We start from the raw sequence: 17,720 nt of genomic DNA, 5'->3' as shown, positions 1-17,720 counted from the left end.
TTTACTTTGATATGCCTTAAGTTCACATGGAAGGGGCAACTTCGAACGCATTAGGAACTCTGATCCGCGAGCCTATTTCCAGTTTAATGGTTGCCTTTACGTATTCACCCTCCTTCAGATAGGTGATGTCTTGGTTATGAAATGTTGACTTTTCATGTGTAGCCCACCATTCCATAGAGCTTGGGATTTTTAACGTTAGCCCAAGATGTTCAGTGAGATAGCATACTCCCATGTTTGAGTAGGTCTTAACGGGGTTCGGGTAGAATTGAAAGTTACCCTCTACGAGACAATCAGTACGAGGATCGATGAACGAAAGGAAAACGCTAAAAGTACCCTGACGTTTTAGCTCGGCGTAAGCCTCAAGAATCGTGAAACGCTTTAATGCGTCATTTGAAAACAGGGTTACAATTTTTTCCGAAAGCATAGCCACCTCATGAGCTGTTTTTTTCCTATTATCAACCGGTGTCTCCTCCTGACGAATAGGTTTGCGGCCAAAAAAAAACTGCACCAGGAGGTGCAGTTTCGATAATCAAGCAATGGCGAATTGTTATTTTTCGCTACTCAGTTTATCCGTAATAAATGCTTCAATTTCTGCCATGAGCTCGGTACTCATTCGGTTAAATTCAAAGCGAACTTTACGGCCTGATGCATTTTTGCTGATACGGGCGTATTTGTCCTTATTAGCAAAATTAGCCAGATCACGGGTTTCCCAACTTTTTGCAGGTGGCTTTTGATCGAGTAATTCAACCGCCTTTGTGATCTGCGCCATGACAATTTTCTGCGCTTCCGGGATGTCACTGATGTCCAGATTAGCAATTTCTTCTTTCACCCTATCAACTACATCTGCAAGAATGAAAAGGTTGCTCTCTACGTATTTCTGAAGTTTGGACAACCGGCTGTAGAAGGAGTTTGGTATACCTTCATAATCCGGGAACAGAGCTATCAACGAACCGTCAATACGCGCCGCCTGAATACGTTTAAAGACTGACACATGGCTTATGCCAAGAAAGAGGGCAAGCTCTTCATTTTTGGTGAATCCTTTTTCCTGCATTAGTTCCAGATACTGAAGCCCAACCTCTCGGTATGAGAATCGGCGTGATGTTTGTGCAGCGGTAATAATCGCCTTGATGTCCTCAGCTGATAGATCATCTGGTAGCACCCATAAAGGCAGATCTTTTTGAGCCGCAATACAGCAAAAACGTCTGCGGCTACCTTCAATAAGCAGGTACACGCCATCACGTTTAACGGCAACACCTTCAGTATCAACACCCCTTGACTCAATTTGTTGCAGGATATCTCGTACTGCGTTTGTGGTAAGCGCTTCCTGATTTCGCGGGTTCATTGGGTGAACGGCGGTCTCAGTAGCGACATTTTCAGCTGCTACAGTGACGTGCTCAGCTTCAAGTTTTCGCCCGTTATGAAGGGTAAAGAGTTTCTTAATGCGAGGGGGACTCTTAAGGTTAGCTAACCCGGAACGGTGGCCTACATCGGTTCGCTTTGGCGTATTTAGATAACGCGATTTATCGTTTCCGATATGCTGTTCATCACTCATGCGTTAACTCCTTCCTTCGCTGAAAAACTCTTTATCTCATTAATAAACTGTTGATATACGGACATTACGGATTCTTCGGCAATATCCAGCTGCTTTGGTGAACATAACTCTTCAGATTTCTTAATATCGAGAACCGACCTACCCCGTGACGCAGCTGCTTTGAATGCTTCAGAGTTTTTGATATTGGTTGCCATAAACAGGTCTTGAACGGTTCGAATTAACTTATCGAGGACTATTTTTTCGTATGGGCTTTTATCATCGACGTTAACGGCCAGTACTTTAAACCATTTAATATTTTCACCTTTATTGGGAGACTGACGGAATCGCTCACTGATCGTCAGCATAAAATCAGTTGTGGATGCATAGTCGTATTCTCGCGGAGAAACTGCGACAAGAATACCGTCAGCGGCCTCATCAGCGGCCCAGATAATTGGCGAGTCTTCTGGAGGGGTATCGAAGATAATAAGGTCATACTTAGCTTTCAGGACTGGCATTATCACTTCTTTGAATCGTAGCAACAACTGAGTGCGCTCTTCTTTACTGCACTGCCAGTATTTATCTTTGAATCTCGCATCGGTTGGGAACGCAGTAATTACATCAAGATTTGGCAGATGGGTTGAGAACGGCATATTCTCAATGATTTCAGCCTCAGAGTAACCCATGTCGAGGTATTTTTTATATTCAGAACCTTCTTCATACACGCCCAGGATTGCGTCGATTGCAGTCAGGAATACGTCGTCTTCAGATACGCTTTGAATCATACCGCTACCAATAGAGCCTTGCGGATCCCATTCAATTACTAAAACTCTGGCATTCAACTGGAGATCAAGTGCTGCTGCTACAGCCAGAGCCACTGAGGTCGTGCTTTTTCCTGTCCCACCTTTATGATTCTGAACAATGATTGTTCGGCTCTGGTAGTAATCTCTATAGCGCGGATAACCCAGGGCATCCATAATATTCTGGACATCCCAGCGGGTATAAAGGTGGTTTTTGTTCTGATAAATAGGTTGACCCACCAGCCTTTTTTCTTCGAGATCAGCGAGAATTTTATTGAAGGTAACTCGAGATTTTCCAAAGAAGTCGGAGAGATTTTTTTTATTCAGGCAGTGGTTATAGATAAGGCGATCTACCCCCTCCACACTGTCATCTGATACAGATACCCGGGAAGAAGCCAGTAACGATTCTTTCAATGAAATTTGTTCGGACTTCATGCGTTGCCCGACAAGGGCAATTTTATCTATTAGATTCATTCTCGTCATACCCTCAAACCTGAATTATGAATTTAAACGCATATGCGTATACTTTACGTATAATGCGTAAAATGACGCTCTATGCGTATAATTGTAACGGCAATCAGATTGAGACGCTAACATTCTATTTTGTTTTTTCTTCATTTTGCGATCTCGAAATGCAGTTCAATGACACATCATCTTTCTCTTCTGGCGATTAAGGGGGTTAAGTAATCCACGGGGCGGGCAGAACCCGGAGAGACTGACTGGCGATTAAGGGGGTTAAGTAACCCACGGGTCGGGCAGAACCCGGAGATGCTGGCTGGCGATTAAGGGGGTTAAGTGACCCACTGTACGGGCAGAAACCGGAGAGGCTGGCTGGCGATTAAGGGGGTTAAGTGACCCACTGTACGGGCAGAAACCGGAGAGGCTGGCTGGCGATTAAGGGGGTTAAGTGACCCACGGTACGGGCAGAACCCGGAGAGGCTGACTGGCGATTAAGGGTGTTAAGTAATCCACGGGTCGGGCAGAACCCGGAGATGCTGGCTGGCGATTAAGGGGGTTAAGTGACTTAGCGCTGGAGGATACGCCCTGCAACTATTGGTAAATTAATGACAAGGTTTCCCGTAAGACCCATCAAATAAAAAAGCCTCTGAAGTAGAGGCTCTTGGGTATTCGATATAGTTAGGCTAATTCGTCCGGGTCGTTGATGGCACTAACGAAGAACTCCGTGCGGTAATCATTCCCCCATCCCAACCAGACAGAAGGTGAACCCTCCTTTGCCAACGAACGGTCACCCGTCATGCTGTCCGCTTGGACAGGAACTGTCACGCATTCTTTAATAGTATCGGCCTCGGCAACCAGTCCAGTACTCTGGGTTTCAAATCCGGCAATTACGACAACAGCATCAGGGTCGTGTAGCTGAAGCTGGGCGATAAGCTCTTTAACTTTCATAGTGATCCTCTGCGCTAGAATTATCCAATTCTACCACGCTTGATGGTCAGGCGTATAAGTGCTTACTGTACAGCTCGAAAGCTTCATCATGTTCCAAATCGTCCAGGATAACGATATCAGGGCCATGTTCTTTTTTGATTTGTGCGATGTATGAAGCGTATTGAGCCTGGCTTTTGTAGCCCACTGTCCAAAGTCTACCTTCGCGTAAGACGCAGATTTTCTTGCGGTAAACCTTCTTGAAACTTGATTTAGTTTTCCGGTTACGCTCCTCGTCACTGACAAGCTGGTCGATTACTTCAATCAGGTTTGAGTCTATGAGAAATGGCTTGCCATTGTGTTCGCCAAGGCAGATTGGCAGAAGACCCTTCGCATATGATTCGGCCTGGCGGAACAGCTCTTTTTTTCCTGGTTCGAACAGTACGCGAGTTTCGCCACCATGCCCATCATTATCAGCTGTACCTATGCTCAGCCCGTCGAAGAGGACAGTAGCGTTAAAGCAGACTGTTTCCTGGCTCATGCCAGTATAGATTTTGAGGCCTTTCAATTTGATTCTTGTCTGAGTGTTCATTGTGTGTTCCCCGCTTTCTAATTGTGATTCTATTTTCAATCACCTTGAGCAGGTGACGAAGTGATACGGAGAAATAATTGTTGGGTCGCCTGATAGCCGGGCTGGTGGCAGCCGCAACCCTTAGTCAGTACTTCGGGATCGTAGTTCCGAAAAGCCACAACAGTCTCCACAGCGTTTTGGGGGTGTTAACCCCCATACGCTTTGAGACTTTGCCCTAGCGGGCCGCGAATTCGCCTAATCGCCCCGTGAGGGCTCTATTCGAATTTACATGTCGTGCCTGCTTCGCTTGAGAGCGAAGCTTTTGGACGGCGATTGCCCGCGTGGCGGGCAGACATTTTTACGTGCGCATTGCGCACGATTTTCTTCGGTTACATTACAGGGCTGGCTGGGGATTGGCTTATTGCAATATTCTACAACGAAGCTGGGAACGGCTGGCTGGAACGCGAAGATTTAAATCATACTCTATATCGACTGATATCAACGACGGTATCAGCGGGGTCTGTTGCCAGCTTACAGGTCACTTGACCTTCCTGATCCAGCATCAGTGTCGCGGTTAACGGTTCATTTTGAGCATCGATTACAGTGACATTCACGCGTAACCGTGTTGGAAGCATCATCAGAATTCGCGTAGGGCTCTCTGATAATGACACGTTTCTGGCTTGCAGAACCGCTAAAACACTCTTCATTAACTCTGCTTGGTCGATCATATAGTCACATGCCACTGGATGTATTGGGATGAAATCGTGCCTACCGCAGGGCTACACGAAAGATATAAATCAGTATGACATGCGGGCCGGACTCAAACCATCAATTACTGGAACCAGTCCGAAGATAGCGCTCTGGTTTTTATGCTGTTGAATTTACATAGTTGTTATTTAGTGAATTATTCGTACCTTATCATTCACTGATATCACTTAAATTCAAAGTGAACAGGAGAGGATTGGATTAAAAGTCCATAAAATGTGAATTAAAAGTGCGCTAGGAAATGCGATAAACTGATTGATTTGTTTTGATATGGTTTTTATGTGAATTATCGGTGAGTTACTTGTGTGCTACTTATCTCCATGCTGCTATGCCTTTCCAATAAATAGATTGGATAGGGCAGGGAGATGGAAGAGGGGAGAGGGCTTACTCCGCAGGTGATTTCACTTTAAATTCAAGCCATCTTGCCCCGAGCCTGTTTTTATCCAGATTGTAGAACAACGGTTTTATACAGACCCCTTCATACTCAGGGAACTCTATACCGCTGGCGAAGTGAATCTGTAGTGTATCAGGATCAATACCCATCATGTTTGTGTCAAACAGCCTGTGGAATGTTGGTGATAGCAAAATGCCGTTACTGGCGTTATAGCAGCCTGCTACGGATGTTGGTTCAATATGTGCTGCCTCCAGCACACCGTTGAGGTGTTTGCCCGATACCGCGCACAGGCTTCCGAAATTCTTATCCACCAACTCACGGAACTGAGACTGGACATGCACATCGCGAACGCTAACCTCTCGGCGGAAGCTCGGGGAGCGCATACGGATATCTGCATGGGGGAGGTGACCGCGTGGTAATGGCAATACAGCCGGTTGCTCATCCATTACTGGATTCTGCTCCTCGCAGTAGGTGTCCACGGACTCAATCAAACGGGATGTGTCATTACCAAATCGGCGAGTGAACCAGAGCCTGAAGTGAGCCAACCGTGATGCCGGAATTTTGTTACGTGCGTACTCCTGAGCATTCTCCTTTTCGATTTCAGTATTTAGTAAAGCCAGACGGGCCTGAGAAGCACGAATTTCTTCCTGGACTCTGAGATATCCTGCCAGTAGACAAACTTTGGATTCCTGATGTTCAGGCCGTCGCGGATAACCAGATCCTGTTTCAACCACGCCAAAGGCTTTGTACCGGAACATTCGGGGAAAAAGCGTTAATGCCACCCGGTTGTTACGACGAACGAGGGAACGAATCAGATTGGTTATCTTCCTCATGTTCTGAATAGTGCGGGGAGAAAAGAACGCGGCGTATTACCTCTGCTCTATCTATTCCCGACATTATCCCTCTGCGAATGACACCACGGAGGTGAGCATTATGTCTTGCCCCGCTTACTAGGCCGAACTCACGGGACAAACTGACATACTCTTTCAGGAGGTGATGCTTAGGGTCGGTAAACGCCTCTGGAGGAATCACCTGATATGCAACTGACGAAAGTATACGGAAAGTCAGTTCAGATGCTGTCCAGCCCTCACGCCGAAGCCGAATAATTGTTATAACGAGATCATCGATACCAGGCATATCCGGTTCGATATATAGGGACATCAGAGTGTCGTTCATTCCGGGAGGAAGGCTAGCAGAGTGTGACGGGTTGCTCATAGGGTAAGGTACTGATCGGACGTAGAAGAAGCGCTTATGTTACGGAATTCGCTCTGGTGGGTTTTAGCTCCAGTGGCGAACGCTGGAACTACGGGTAAAAAAATCCCCGGTTTACCGGGGAAGTTAACAACTACCTCCAGAAGGGTTGGAGGCAAAGCCGGTTGGGCGACCGGCCACAGGGAATGCTACGGCTTAATGCCGAGTACTACACCGCCATAGACCAGGTACATCACGATGGCGAACAGCATGAAGAAATGGGTTACCGGGTGCGCCAGCGCGGCTGCTGCCGCATTGCTTGCGCTGAGCTTCAGTGAGCCAAAAGAGTGATTACGAACAGCTTGTGCTTTCATGGGTCGCTCCTGATAACGGGTTACATGTTGTGGCTTCTGTATCCAGTATCTGGTGAGTGACTCAGGTGACGAAGAAAACCAGGGCATAAAAAGCCCTGTATTTTCAGAAAGATAATATCGGTTTCGTTTTGTGTTGTGCTTGCTATTCCGGGCATAAAAAAACCGCCTGGTGAACCAGACGGCTTTGGGATAAACAGGCTTTACACAGACAGGTCAGTGGATCATTTAAGTCACTTAACCCCCTTAATCGCCAGTGTATTGCCACCAGCAGTACGTGGTCTAACGCTTAAATATCGTAGCGACCTTCTTTGATTTGCTGGAGCTGTTCAGCCAGCACCTTCGCCAGTGGTTCGGCTTCTTCTTCATCATCAAGATTGTCGATGAGCGTCAGATTCGACTCACCCGCACGGCGGGCATAAACCCCATACGCTCGCTGGCCGGAGATATCGGTGACCGAAGTCTGAGAGTGATCGCAGATGATATTGCCGTGACGGTCTACCGGCCCGAAGCTGATGGCTTCATAATCCGCATCGTGGCCCAATGGTAAATCGCGCAAAACAAACAGGCGTAATGGGAGAACGTCGTACTCAGCACCACATTTTGCTGCCACATCCAGATCGTTAATTTCACGGAGAAAATCTTTCGCTACCACCGAGTCAGAATGCATCCGGTAAATGGTCGATGCGGCCCAGATTGCACCAGCATAAAATTGTGATTCTTCTTTTGTCATTTAGCACCTGCTCTTATTGTCATGGGTATGCCGGTCGAACGGTATCCCCGTGCAGACCGTCAGTAAACGGTTATTTCCTTTGCGCAGCAGTCGCATTGGTATTCGTTGATACCACCAGTTGCGACCCAGTTTATTGCGCCGCAGCGGCAACTCAACAGCTGGCGCATACCAGGAGCAAGTGCCCGCTCTGAAAACGACTCAACCGGGACTTCGCCCGGGTAGTAGTAACCTTTTATCAGCTTGCTGCGTGAATGCCCGTCAGTGTCGGTGTAATGCAGATACACCTTCCGGGTATAAATCATACCCGAGTCAGTGCCGAACTGCGTTTTCAGAAGCATACATATCCTCCAGACGCTGAATACATTGTTGTGCGGCCTTATCAAGTAGTTCAGCCGTGGGTTCATCATAGATGCCACGTACCAGCAGACCAAATATTTCCGGGTCTACAGACAAATCGTACATGCATACGCGAACGCCAAGCGCTGTACGTAGCGCATAGACATGGCGGTTAGGCTTTCCGCCGATACCGGTGACTGACGCGACATTTTCAAAATTACCAGGGTTAACCAGGTTAATCACGGGGCACGATATACACTCAGGGATCCGCTTCAGAGCCACAGCATCCAGATACAGGCTGTGGCCCACTTTCAGGTTTTTTGGCAACGCTTGCAACGGCATGGCTTCGAGGGCCAGATTTTCTTCAAGATGCAGGTTATCCGGCAAAGTGGTAATACGGGTGTTTGACAGCATCATACTGCCAGCTACTTTCAGCGTATCCGGCAGATAGGCGATATCAGTACACATGATGTCCAGAACGCGGCCCACCGTCAGATTTTCCGGCAGATACTTAAGACGTGAAGAATTCGCCATGAGCGTACCGGTAATGGTCAGGTTGTCAGGGAGAGATTCCAGCTCAGAGTAGCTGATAAACAGATTGCGGGCCACCAGCCCGGCAGGGATGCTATGAATGCCCGACAGAATGGTCAGGGTGTTCGTCACGGTCAGATTCGCGGGAATATAGTCGCAGGGAATTGCCGGATCTTCTGGCTCAAGCGTAAACCCGACACGAAGATCGCCTTCAACGATGATTCGTCCGTCCTGAAGGGTAAAGGCCACACCATTCGCTGCCAGTTTATCAATGAAGTCTGTCATATCGGTTTCCTTTTAATGGCCCGACGAGCCGGGCCGGAGGTTCAGAGTTTGCTGACAAAGTTCTGCTGCGTGAACAGGTACATATCGCCCTGCTCATTGAACATGCACAGATTTTCGAGGATGCGCTTTTCAATCCAGACGACCGGCTTTTCACGCATATCCTTCGCGAGCGAAAAGGTGTTTCGCAGCCGGGTAATGCGGTGCTGATCATTGATTGCCTGGTGAATTGCGGCCTTTGACGCTGCCGCCTGCTTTTTTACGTTGTTGCGGGCACACCATAATTCGCCACTAGCGGCTGATGCCCGCGCTGCTGGCTGACGTGAGGAGTCCAGTTGGTCATAACGTAAGAGATTCGGCATGATGCCCCCTGTCATAGTTTTGTCGTTATTGACCTATTATCTGGCAGGTGGGGCTGGTGACGAAGGGCGCTGAGGTTGTCTGATGGTTAAAAGATTGCCGTTAGTGTTCCATATGGTATAATTGAATTACCAAATGGGAGGGCTAGTTATGACGATGAAAGTTTTTTCTCCAGACGTTACCAAAACGAATCAGCACTGCTTATGGCAGGTTGCTGGGCTGGATAATGACGGTATCGCGCTGATGGATAAAATCAATCACGGTCTCGATGGCACAGTAGCTAAGCACATTTCTGAATGGGCTAACATCACGCCGTCTGAGCTGCGCAAAATGTCGGGTATACCTAATACGACGTTTAATCGTAGCATCAAAGACCGTTTCACTGCCGATCAGAGCGAACGTCTGGTGCGCATTATCCGCGTAATTGAACGCGCTGTAGAGCTGTTTGAAGGTGACAAAGAAGCGGCGCACAAATGGCTGAACGAAGCGAACCGTGGTCTGAGCTGGAAATCACCGGCAGAGCTTGTTTCTTCTGAGACAGGTGCGCTTGAAGTGATGCGCCTGATTACGCGTATTGAGCACGGGGTATACTCGTGATCCTTTACCGACTGACCAAGACCCGTTATCTGATGACTGCGTGGTCTGGTCTGGGTGCGAAAGAAGCGGGGGGCCGCTGGAACAGCGTAGGCACTGCAATGGTCTACCTGTCTGAAACGGCCAGCCTTACCATGCTTGAAACGCTGGTACACATTCACGCGCCGCAGTTACTGGACGACTTTACACTGCTGAGTCTTGATGTACCGGATGATCAGATCCAGACCTTCGACATGAGCCGTCTCCCTGATAACTGGGCGAGTGAGGATGCTCCTGCTGAGCTGGCGCTCTACGGTGATAACTGGGCTGAAAGCGGTTCTTCTATCGCGCTGCGTATTCCAAGTGCGTTGTCTCCGGTTGAATTTAACTACTTGCTGAATCCGGCACACCCTGAACTCTTTGACCTGATGGCTACGGTTAAGAAAATTCCGTTCCGGTTTGATTCCCGCCTGAAATAACACACAGGCAACTCCCCGGCATTGACGAACTGAGGTGTCTCTGATGATTCAGAAAGCGAAAGTCGCTAAAGCGTTTATCTCTGTAATTGCCTTGTTCGCCTTTGTCTACTGGGGACTTGATCCCGATTCAATTTGTCAGGCAGTTGGTGACGCATCTCAAACCTGCGGTTACTCCGGCAAGAATGGCGATGCGAGTCTGGTTGGTTCCGTGTTTGCTCTGATGCTGACGGTGTTGGCGGGTGCGATGCTTTGGGCGTGGGTCAGGAAAGGCTAATCAGAACTCTTGCAACTCCCTCCGTGATGCCGGGTGACGCTCCTCACTGAGCGCCACCAGTCAGTCATTACAAACGGGTTGATGATTCAATCGCGGGCGGAAGGCTACTATTCAGCGCGTCGAACCCGCCAAATGCCCGGCCCTCTTTTGTCAGCACCAGATGCATCGGCGTTTCGTTGATATTACGGGCGATGTAATCGTTGATGAATGCCCGCGCCTGATCGGCATTTTTAACCTCTGCTGTTTCCGGCATGGAGTTATGGGAACGATTAAAGACGACAGAGACATAATTCCCTTCAATTCTTACCGGGCGAGTCGATACGGTGAGTTTCATGGTCATTTTCCTGTAGTGAGTGTTGTGTGTATTGGTGTTCTGCCACTATCTACTGCAACGTTGCGGCCACAGGGCGAAGAATTGCTATCGCCTTTGATAACGCCTGCCGCTCACCACCATCAAGGATTCTGACTGCTTCTACGCAAGCCGCTTCTGCTGTATCAGCACGTTCTACCAACGTCCTGACGGTATTTTCATATGATCCGCAATCAGGCTCCTGATTGCTGTCTTCGCTCAGCGTGTTCCATGACTCAGTGAGGTTAACTGCAACAGCGACCAATTGGTCAGTGCTGATATCACCTTTTACGCAACGGCAGGCCACTTCAGCGCCCAGACGTTCAGCAATGTCGTAGTACCAGACTCCCGGTTCTTCAGATGCCTGATACGCAGGTTCGCAGGCTTTACAGATCTGCTCTGCGGCATCCAACATCCAGTGAGCACATTCAATTTCGCCACCAGCCAGCGTTTCACAGATCATTGTCTGTACGCTGTCACAGTTGAAGGTGAGGGGGATAGGATTAGCCACTGATAATGCGGTCAGACGGGAGACTTCATGCTGGAAGCCCTGAAACATGAACATGGCGCAGATAGCTGGATTTAACATGGTAGACCCCTGTAGTTATGTGTGTTGTTCGTTTTGTTTACATAACCAGTTAACCACGCTCCCCGCAGGTGACGAAGGCTTTCGGGGCAGAAAATTCACAAAAAAAACCGACCATTAAGGCCGGTTATGATCTGGAGTATATGGGGCTGAAAACCGCGTTATGCCTTCACTTTCGCCATAAACAGCTGCATGGTTTCTTCAGCAAGCGGAGTGCCAACCTGCTCAAGAACATACTCCGCGACATGCGGGGTGAGAATGAAGTCGATAAACTCCGGCAAGGACATGCTGTTCAGGCTCGGTAGCTGTCTGGACAGTGCATTCTGGTAATTTTCCACTTCACCCAGTTTGCGCTCGGGCCAGCCCACCAGCTCAGGGTGCTTTTCCTTAAGTGCGAGGCCGCGCTCCGGGAAACTGTTACTGATGGGGTGTCTGGCGAGGGTGGGGATCAGGAGATTCGCCAGAAAATCCACTTTCTCGTAATCAAGACAGACAGAATTCATATAGGTTTACCTCTTGCCACTGGCTATGATGTTCGCTTGCTATCTGGAAAACTCTACCAAAGCGGCTGGCGATATCTCATTGAAAACGCCAGCAGAATGCGGTCATTTCCAGCAGGAGTTACCCCATCTGATAACTGTCATAAGATGCCCCGCAGGCTTCCACCAGCGCATCCAGATCACCGGTAAACTCTCTGGCCCGCTTCATCAATGCACGGTGTAATTCCGCTGGTGGAATGTCATCGCTACTCTTCGCCGGGTATTCAACACTGAACGCGATGGTAAACGCATGGCTATACCACGGCCCGGCATTCTGGTTTTCAAAGCGGGCCATCAGCTGGCTTTCGGTTGTATCGGTAGCAAATGTATCGAGGTGGACGACATCGACCGGCACGTTGAGTGCCCCGGCAGTGGTTGATGCCAGCTGCCGGGCTTCGTCTCCTCGCTCTGGTGGTGCGCAGTAGAGACATTTCCCGTTCAGTACCACCAGCGTCTGACCGTAGGTCGTACTGACGATACTCACGGTGTTAGCCGGTTGCGGGTGTGTGGTTGCAGTGTGCTGCATGGTGTTCTCCATTAGGTCACTCACATGGCAACCAGCTTACCCGGCACAATTCAGCTGACGAAATCAGGACGGACTGGTGTATATCGTTCGCAAAATAAAGATATTTTTTATCATCAGCACCGGTAGTTACGGGGCAAATTGCAGGTATCCGGTACAATGGTGATATGAAGGGCATTACATGCAGAATCGTGTGGCCCGGCAGACGGATACCGAATATCAGCAGAAGGAACCAGGACAATGCAGGAACTCGACTTTGACCATATCCAGATAAACCTGAACCCGCGAGCGTGTGCTGTCACACCTATCCCGGAAGACCTGAAAAGGGAGCTGGCTTATCTGGGCGCTATCGCAGAGAGAAAGAAATTCGCGGCAAGCCTGATTGTTAATCTCTACAACCCGGACGTTTGCGGGGCGAATATGTACAAACTCACGGCCTATTGCCGTAACGAGTCATGCGATACCCTTCGCGATGGCATGATGACCCTGATACAGCTTTGTGCATACATGGAGTCACATGAGATCTATGGCGAGACGTTTGTCAAAAAGCTGATTAAACAATGGGAGTTTCGTAAGTAGTCTGCTGCTTCAAAATACCTTTCTGACAGGGCGCTATGTGCGCCCTTTTATTTTAAAAAAACGGGAAGGTCTTGCCCGGGTATTACCTGCTATTTTCAACTACCAAACCACAACGGCAGAAGAAAATTGACCAGTCGAAGCAATTCGACCAGGAGTTCGACATACAGGAAATGGAAGTCTTTCATAACAGTCTCTTCATATAATTGGCTCGACAAAATCGTTGCATCACGACGATCGCAGGTGTGAGGTTTGTTTTCTTCGTGGGGGTTGTCAGCTATCACGACATTGAGGCAGGCAAGCGCAGGTGTCACAGTTTCGGGTATATTTTATGCTGGTGGGGTGACCACCAGCTGCGGGTATAGTTACTTAATGGTTTTCAGGAGGGTGAACTTGGTTTTGCACCGGGTGCATTGCGCTTTCAGAGACCCGGAGCGCACCTGTTTCAGTTTCCCGGCGCACTGGGTACAGGCTACGTCCTTCACACGTTGTGCCATTCGCTCATCCACAGCGAGTGTTTTGGTCGGGTTATGCTTACGCTTGGGAGCCTTCAAAAGCCCCAGCGCCCGCAACGTGGCTTTGTACTCCCGGGTGATCCATTGACCGTCGCGCTCATAGTGCAGGCCATCCCCCATCATATCGCCAAGCTGTATCAGCCGCTGATGCAGCACTTTTTCTTCTTCAGGACTCATATACCGTGCTCTCTTTAAATTATTGAGACGGAACCGAGCCGATTGATACCTCATATGAGGCCACCAGCGTCTTTACTGGCGTTTCAACGAAGCTGACGCTCTGCTGAGTAGAGTCGAATGAGAATCGCGTCCAGCGCCCCACAGAGCGCGATCCTGAAGCTTTCGCTATGACCGTCCCGTTCGCGCATCTCCAGAAGGGCATCCAGCTCGTTATCGTCAATCGGCAGTGGCCCGGAACAGAAGGTTTTCACCATGTCAGAGGTGTCAGGGTTTATACCTGCAATGCGCAGGATATCGGGAACCTCAGACCGGTAGATCACCGGTCGGCCTGATGGCGGTGTCCACGTTATCGGCTCTATCTTCAGTTGCGGTAAGCCAGCACCGGCGAGGGCGTTATTCAGATCGTCTATAAGCACGACATCCGCTCCTGAAGGAGGATGTACGCCGAGGGCCGCAGGGATTTCGACAGAGATATTGTGCATGGCGTTTACCTCAGTGAAGGACGTGATTAACCAGCGACGGGGGGATATCGAGTGACCCGACACTCCAGCCATTGGCAGTTGTCGCAATAAGATCTGGCCGGAACCCACCCCAACCCGTCACACGGCCCGAATCGTTGACCACCACCACCAGCGGCGCACCGGTATTTTGTGTCAGGCGAACGAGATCTGCGTTGTCCACCAGCGGGATCTCATTCACGTCCACCCCAGCCAGAGAAAAGCGGGTAAGCGTCATGCGACATTTCGGACAATCAGGGGCAGTAAACACAGTAATTTTCATTGGGATAGCCTGGTGTATACGGGATATATTCATTATCCCAGCTTTCCGCTTCTGACGAAGCGTTGCGCGGGTAATCAGAGCGTAAGCAGGTAAGATATTGTTGGGGCCATCCTGCAACATCAGTTGCGCCAGTTGCCTGGCTATTCGTCGCTCTCTCCATTAGAGAAAATAAACCAAATAAGCAGAACGCCTCCGACCCACATTCCAACAAAGAGGCAAATACCGATCAGGTCATAGACGTATTGTGGGATTTCATTCATAACGCATCCTCATTAATAATTTGTATTCAGCCTTAAACCGGTCATTTCATTAACCGAATCCGGTCTATCAAAGCGCTACCCTGCGTTGCATTCAGCCCCTCGTGCCGGTGAGTCAGGAACAGGGCAGGGCAGTCAGTTGGAAAGAGTCGAGCGGTATCGTCCACGAAGGTGTAATGCTGTAGGCCGAACCGTTTAACGACCGCCATGCATTCGTGATAACGCACGTGGTTATTCACCAGCCCATCCAGATCGGGATTGAGTCCAGCAATCCGATCGCGTATACCCGCAGGGAAATGACTCAGCACCATCTCCCGGGGTACGCCGGTACGCCAGTTTGTGGAAAGGATAATTCCCGTCTGCGGGCATTGCGTCAGCACGTGATCCAGCACAGGCATAAACTCCAGTGACCCGTTTTCCGCCCGGTGGAGTACACCGTCGATGTCCAGGAAAATCCAGTGACGACGGGCATCTATTTCCAGCCAGAACTCGCCCGCAGAGCGCCGGGTCGACATACAATCTATATCGTCCTGACAGGTAAACCTGACTAACCACTTCTGTAATAATCGGAACATAGAGGCCTCTCGCGGTAGTTGACTATATGCAGAACCGGCAACCATCAAAATCATACGGATTCTGTTGCCATGAAATACGGCCACACCCGGGGCAATTCCAGCGAGTCAGCCCCTTTGACTGTCGGCGATTTTGGCGTTTCAGCCAGGCAGGCATCAGCAGACCGGCCCCCTGCGTCATTTTACGGCGGTCTATCCGCTCAACACTGAAGGTAGGGCGCTTTGCAGCGTCAGGGATGTGATGGGGTAACCAGACGACATCAGGTCTATCTGCCTGTGGTGAGTCAAAAACTCTGGCAAGGGAAAAATCCGTGGTAGTACCCGCATCAGCCAGCCAGAACAGATCGTTTCCGTCCCATTGGCCATTAACGAAGCCGACATATTTGGTGGCGCTTTCGGAGAGAATGGTTTTTCCCGGTACAAACTGATGATCAACATGAAACACGAGATGGCGGTCGACTGCATCGGCATCAACCGGCAGGTCAAACTCCCGTCCCGTATTCCATGCGCGTTGTGCTTCCTCGCGGGTGTAAACCCGGGCATTACGCTGATCGGTGCTGTAACCTCTGCCGTGATGGCTATGAAAAGCGGTATTGCTACCAACGGTGTCACGCAAGCTGACCAGATAAAAACGGTCTTTCATGAAACACTCCAGAGGATGATGGCAGGAAAATAGCCCGGCGCGGCGGATACCGACACCGGGGAGGAGGGGTTAGCTTTCGATTTTGCTGACGTTTACGGTGTCATCGTCGTTACGCTTTACACCCAGCATGGTATCGCCATCGACTTCGATAATGCCGTCAAAGTAGTCGGTCATTTCGTCATAGCTGACTTCATCAAGGTCATCCAGCCGGTAGGAAGAGCCATCCGGCAGAACAAACTGACCATCCAGCGTGGCAAGGTCATACGCCAGCGGGGTAACCGTGAAGTAATACTCATCGGTGAACCAGACCGCGCCAACCACCAGTGGGTGAGAAATGTGGAATTCGACGGTGTTATAGCCCTGCGCTGCGATTGCATCCAGCAAATCAATGAAGCCGGGCATCGTATCGCCATCCCAGCCATCAGCCGATAAGGAAGGCTTGAGGTTATCCCAGTCGCTCAGACTGAAAAACACTGTGCCCTCACCGTCATCGCTGATATGGGATGAAATGTACGTCGCGCTTGCTTTTGAAGCCATTGCAAACAGGAAGTCCTCATCGAGCACGTGTTTGAGGGAGGTTTTAAAAACCTTGTCAGTGCCTGCTGCCGGGATAATCGCTAACATGAAACACCTCAGTGGTTGTGTTGGTCTGTTTTTATTATCGAACGACTGAGTCTGCTGACGAAGGAAAAAAGGGGACAAAAAGAGGCTGTTTTCTCAATAAAATCAGAAAGATTGTGACGGCCCGAATTCAGATGAAACGGGCGCAGACGGGGGGTTATTTGCTGGCGGATTCGGCTTCGTAAATGACTTCGTCGGCCCAGTCTCGATCAAATCCCGGCATCACCGGTAATGCTGCAACGACATCGGTAGGGAGGGCATCAATATAATCGCGCATGGCTTTTGCCACTTCCAGCAGTTCATTTTGCTTCATCATTTTCTCGCTCATTATCTCTGTCAGAAACCATCCAGCAGGAAGTCCACCGCACTTTTGATAGTGTGCCGGAACGGAGATGCGTCCATGACCGCCTGACCGAGCTGCTTCACGCGGACTGAAGCCATTTCATGCGTCATCAGGATAACGTCATTCCCTTCCACCTGTATGACCGGAGTTAATCGCGCAACCGGGGCCGAGGCTCCTTTTTTAAGCCGATGAAGGGGGATCACCAGGCGGGTATTTAACTCGCCAATGATGTCGCTCTGTATATCCAGCAGGTAAGGGTATGCCTGGCTGTTGCCGGGATTGCGGTAAACGGTATATTGCATTATCAGAACGTCCTGTATTCGTCAGACAGTAACCCATGCTCTTCAGTGATGCGGTTCAACTCCTGAATACCAGCACGATTCTGTCGTTTCCATTCTTCCGCTGCACTGGCCTTCAGTTTGCTCTGAAGCGCTTCTGCCAGCGTGGCGGACAAGTTAATCCCAGCGTCTTTTGCCTGCTGTACGAGCATTGGCTCAAGGGTGACACTGACGGTTTTTTTCTGGCGAGCAGCTGTAGCCTGCATGTGTCCTCCAATAAAAAAGCACGTGTCGATTACACGTGCTTTAAGTATGCGCCCATTTTATCCCACCAGCAAATTTGTTTGCCTCCGAGAGAGTCTACTGCGTCAGTTCAGCAGGTCAGATGGC

At 49.6% G+C, this 17,720-nt stretch carries 29 protein-coding genes; 4 read left to right on the top strand and 25 right to left on the bottom strand.

Annotation, left to right across the window (positions count from 1 at the left end; genetic code table 11):
- Positions 1–22: 22 nt before the first annotated feature.
- From ACHHZ6_RS20360 to ACHHZ6_RS20305, 12 genes are all read right to left on the bottom strand, one after another.
- Positions 23–508: a hypothetical protein gene (locus ACHHZ6_RS20360; protein WP_172745723.1), complete on the bottom strand. Its 486-nt coding sequence runs from the start codon at positions 506–508 to the stop codon at positions 23–25.
- Positions 509–547: 39 nt separating this feature from the next.
- Positions 548–1,552, bottom strand: coding sequence for a ParB family protein (locus ACHHZ6_RS20355; protein WP_007372313.1), 1,005 nt, complete (start codon positions 1,550–1,552; stop codon positions 548–550).
- Complete coding sequence (locus tag ACHHZ6_RS20350) at positions 1,549–2,802, bottom strand: ParA family protein (RefSeq protein WP_007372312.1); 1,254 nt, start codon at positions 2,800–2,802, stop codon at positions 1,549–1,551. The genes ACHHZ6_RS20355 and ACHHZ6_RS20350 overlap by 4 nt, the downstream gene beginning before the upstream one ends.
- A gap of 663 nt (positions 2,803–3,465) precedes the next feature.
- On the bottom strand, positions 3,466–3,735 hold the full coding sequence (locus ACHHZ6_RS20345) for a hypothetical protein (RefSeq protein WP_008786584.1): 270 nt from the start codon (positions 3,733–3,735) through the stop codon (positions 3,466–3,468).
- 46 nt (positions 3,736–3,781) lie between these two features.
- Entirely contained in the window at positions 3,782–4,303 is a 522-nt protein-coding gene (locus tag ACHHZ6_RS20340; RefSeq protein WP_007372310.1) for a hypothetical protein, read from the bottom strand.
- 455 nt (positions 4,304–4,758) lie between these two features.
- On the bottom strand, positions 4,759–5,010 hold the full coding sequence (locus tag ACHHZ6_RS20335; RefSeq protein ID WP_024196080.1) for a hypothetical protein: 252 nt from the start codon (positions 5,008–5,010) through the stop codon (positions 4,759–4,761).
- A gap of 421 nt (positions 5,011–5,431) precedes the next feature.
- Complete coding sequence (locus ACHHZ6_RS20330) at positions 5,432–6,274, bottom strand: HNH endonuclease signature motif containing protein (RefSeq protein ID WP_007372307.1); 843 nt, start codon at positions 6,272–6,274, stop codon at positions 5,432–5,434.
- Between the two features lie 567 nt (positions 6,275–6,841).
- Entirely contained in the window at positions 6,842–7,006 is a 165-nt protein-coding gene (locus tag ACHHZ6_RS20325; RefSeq protein ID WP_007372306.1) for a hypothetical protein, read from the bottom strand.
- 286 nt (positions 7,007–7,292) lie between these two features.
- Positions 7,293–7,736 (bottom strand): hypothetical protein, encoded by a 444-nt coding sequence (locus ACHHZ6_RS20320; protein WP_007372305.1) that lies wholly within the window; start codon positions 7,734–7,736, stop codon positions 7,293–7,295.
- Between the two features lie 59 nt (positions 7,737–7,795).
- Positions 7,796–8,074 (bottom strand): hypothetical protein, encoded by a 279-nt coding sequence (locus ACHHZ6_RS20315; protein WP_007372304.1) that lies wholly within the window; start codon positions 8,072–8,074, stop codon positions 7,796–7,798.
- Positions 8,046–8,888, bottom strand: coding sequence for a hypothetical protein (locus tag ACHHZ6_RS20310; protein WP_007372303.1), 843 nt, complete (start codon positions 8,886–8,888; stop codon positions 8,046–8,048). The genes ACHHZ6_RS20315 and ACHHZ6_RS20310 overlap by 29 nt, the downstream gene beginning before the upstream one ends.
- A 41-nt stretch (positions 8,889–8,929) precedes the next feature.
- The gene (locus ACHHZ6_RS20305; protein ID WP_007372302.1) at positions 8,930–9,247 is read right to left on the bottom strand and encodes a hypothetical protein; all 318 of its coding nucleotides are present in this window, start codon (positions 9,245–9,247) and stop codon (positions 8,930–8,932) included.
- 154 nt (positions 9,248–9,401) lie between these two features.
- Here ACHHZ6_RS20305 and ACHHZ6_RS20300 point away from each other — a divergent pair, with 154 nt between their 5' ends.
- From ACHHZ6_RS20300 to ACHHZ6_RS20290, 3 genes are read left to right on the top strand one after another with little or no spacing between them, the layout of a single operon-like run.
- Positions 9,402–9,842, top strand: coding sequence for an antitoxin Xre/MbcA/ParS toxin-binding domain-containing protein (locus ACHHZ6_RS20300; RefSeq protein ID WP_007372301.1), 441 nt, complete (start codon positions 9,402–9,404; stop codon positions 9,840–9,842).
- Positions 9,839–10,297, top strand: a complete 459-nt coding sequence (locus tag ACHHZ6_RS20295) for an RES family NAD+ phosphorylase (RefSeq protein ID WP_007372300.1) — start codon at positions 9,839–9,841, stop codon at positions 10,295–10,297. The genes ACHHZ6_RS20300 and ACHHZ6_RS20295 overlap by 4 nt, the downstream gene beginning before the upstream one ends.
- 43 nt (positions 10,298–10,340) lie before the next feature.
- On the top strand, positions 10,341–10,571 hold the full coding sequence (locus tag ACHHZ6_RS20290) for a hypothetical protein (RefSeq protein WP_007372299.1): 231 nt from the start codon (positions 10,341–10,343) through the stop codon (positions 10,569–10,571).
- 67 nt (positions 10,572–10,638) lie between these two features.
- On the opposite strand, the gene ACHHZ6_RS20285 is transcribed toward ACHHZ6_RS20290, so the two are convergent.
- From ACHHZ6_RS20285 to ACHHZ6_RS20270, 4 genes are all read right to left on the bottom strand, one after another.
- Positions 10,639–10,905: a hypothetical protein gene (locus ACHHZ6_RS20285; protein WP_007372298.1), complete on the bottom strand. Its 267-nt coding sequence runs from the start codon at positions 10,903–10,905 to the stop codon at positions 10,639–10,641.
- 49 nt (positions 10,906–10,954) lie between these two features.
- A complete protein-coding gene (locus ACHHZ6_RS20280) occupies positions 10,955–11,509 on the bottom strand; it encodes a hypothetical protein (RefSeq protein WP_007372297.1) in 555 nt (184 codons plus the stop codon).
- Positions 11,510–11,667: 158 nt separating this feature from the next.
- Positions 11,668–12,009, bottom strand: a complete 342-nt coding sequence (locus tag ACHHZ6_RS20275) for a hypothetical protein (RefSeq protein ID WP_007372296.1) — start codon at positions 12,007–12,009, stop codon at positions 11,668–11,670.
- A gap of 118 nt (positions 12,010–12,127) precedes the next feature.
- Positions 12,128–12,571, bottom strand: coding sequence for a hypothetical protein (locus ACHHZ6_RS20270; protein ID WP_007372295.1), 444 nt, complete (start codon positions 12,569–12,571; stop codon positions 12,128–12,130).
- A gap of 237 nt (positions 12,572–12,808) precedes the next feature.
- Here ACHHZ6_RS20270 and ACHHZ6_RS20265 point away from each other — a divergent pair, with 237 nt between their 5' ends.
- Positions 12,809–13,147 carry a hypothetical protein gene (locus tag ACHHZ6_RS20265; protein ID WP_007372294.1) on the top strand — a complete coding sequence of 113 codons (339 nt, stop codon included), beginning with the start codon at positions 12,809–12,811 and terminating at the stop codon, positions 13,145–13,147.
- Between the two features lie 362 nt (positions 13,148–13,509).
- Here ACHHZ6_RS20265 and ACHHZ6_RS20260 read toward each other — a convergent pair whose 3' ends face one another.
- From ACHHZ6_RS20260 to ACHHZ6_RS20220, 9 genes are all read right to left on the bottom strand, one after another.
- Positions 13,510–13,836 (bottom strand): hypothetical protein, encoded by a 327-nt coding sequence (locus ACHHZ6_RS20260; RefSeq protein ID WP_007372293.1) that lies wholly within the window; start codon positions 13,834–13,836, stop codon positions 13,510–13,512.
- An 83-nt stretch (positions 13,837–13,919) separates the two neighbouring features.
- A complete protein-coding gene (locus tag ACHHZ6_RS20255) occupies positions 13,920–14,318 on the bottom strand; it encodes a hypothetical protein (RefSeq protein WP_007372292.1) in 399 nt (132 codons plus the stop codon).
- 10 nt (positions 14,319–14,328) lie between these two features.
- On the bottom strand, positions 14,329–14,616 hold the full coding sequence (locus tag ACHHZ6_RS20250) for a hypothetical protein (RefSeq protein WP_016241556.1): 288 nt from the start codon (positions 14,614–14,616) through the stop codon (positions 14,329–14,331).
- A 301-nt stretch (positions 14,617–14,917) separates the two neighbouring features.
- Positions 14,918–15,388 carry an HAD domain-containing protein gene (locus tag ACHHZ6_RS20245; RefSeq protein WP_007372290.1) on the bottom strand — a complete coding sequence of 157 codons (471 nt, stop codon included), beginning with the start codon at positions 15,386–15,388 and terminating at the stop codon, positions 14,918–14,920.
- An 82-nt stretch (positions 15,389–15,470) separates the two neighbouring features.
- Positions 15,471–16,088, bottom strand: coding sequence for a hypothetical protein (locus ACHHZ6_RS20240; protein ID WP_007372289.1), 618 nt, complete (start codon positions 16,086–16,088; stop codon positions 15,471–15,473).
- 69 nt (positions 16,089–16,157) lie between these two features.
- A complete protein-coding gene (locus ACHHZ6_RS20235) occupies positions 16,158–16,712 on the bottom strand; it encodes a hypothetical protein (RefSeq protein ID WP_007372288.1) in 555 nt (184 codons plus the stop codon).
- A 154-nt stretch (positions 16,713–16,866) separates the two neighbouring features.
- The gene (locus ACHHZ6_RS20230) at positions 16,867–17,025 is read right to left on the bottom strand and encodes a hypothetical protein (RefSeq protein ID WP_016241558.1); all 159 of its coding nucleotides are present in this window, start codon (positions 17,023–17,025) and stop codon (positions 16,867–16,869) included.
- Between the two features lie 20 nt (positions 17,026–17,045).
- The gene (locus ACHHZ6_RS20225; protein WP_007372286.1) at positions 17,046–17,354 is read right to left on the bottom strand and encodes a CcdB family protein; all 309 of its coding nucleotides are present in this window, start codon (positions 17,352–17,354) and stop codon (positions 17,046–17,048) included.
- Positions 17,355–17,356: 2 nt separating this feature from the next.
- The gene (locus tag ACHHZ6_RS20220) at positions 17,357–17,596 is read right to left on the bottom strand and encodes a type II toxin-antitoxin system CcdA family antitoxin (RefSeq protein WP_007372285.1); all 240 of its coding nucleotides are present in this window, start codon (positions 17,594–17,596) and stop codon (positions 17,357–17,359) included.
- Positions 17,597–17,720: the final 124 nt, after the last annotated feature.

Origin of the sequence: Enterobacter cloacae complex sp. 2024EL-00214 (assembly GCF_043945575.1) — a bacterium.
Classification (GTDB): domain Bacteria; phylum Pseudomonadota; class Gammaproteobacteria; order Enterobacterales; family Enterobacteriaceae; genus Enterobacter; species Enterobacter cloacae_P.
Note: the sequence above shows the minus strand (reverse complement) of the source record. Positions and strands in the feature narration are given on the sequence as shown.